This is a genomic window from Pseudomonas peli (assembly GCF_050563605.1).
Taxonomy (GTDB): Bacteria; Pseudomonadota; Gammaproteobacteria; order Pseudomonadales; family Pseudomonadaceae; genus Aquipseudomonas; species Aquipseudomonas peli_A.
Window position 1 is genome coordinate 1 of record NZ_JBNXUH010000116.1, and the last position, 313, is coordinate 313.

General features: G+C 66.9%; 1 pseudogene. It reads left to right on the top strand.

Annotated features, from left to right (window positions below):
* A pseudogene (locus tag ACQ4LH_RS21235) lies at nucleotides 1-160 on the top strand (amidohydrolase family protein); the annotation flags it as partial.
* Nucleotides 161-313: the final 153 nt, after the last annotated feature.

Consider the following 313-nt stretch of genomic DNA (forward strand, 5'->3'; position numbering starts at 1 on the left):
GGCCTGCACCCTGTTCCGTTTGACCCCGCGCGAAGCCCTGGCCGGTATGACCACCCATGCCGCCCGCGCCCTCGGCCGCCCTGACCTGGGGCGGATCGAGGTTGGGGCCCCCGCCGATCTGTGCCTGTGGGATGTGCAGCAACCTGCCGAGTTGGCCTATGCNTACAAGMAGAAGCCGGCATACGAGYYCGCTCRKTTCGTCTSGTGGSCTSGGAGATGTKTAAAAGAGACAGGCCCGGGGGCGGATSRGGKTGGGGSCCCCCGCCGATCTGTGCCTGTGGGATGTGCAGCAACCTGCCGAGTTGGCCTATGC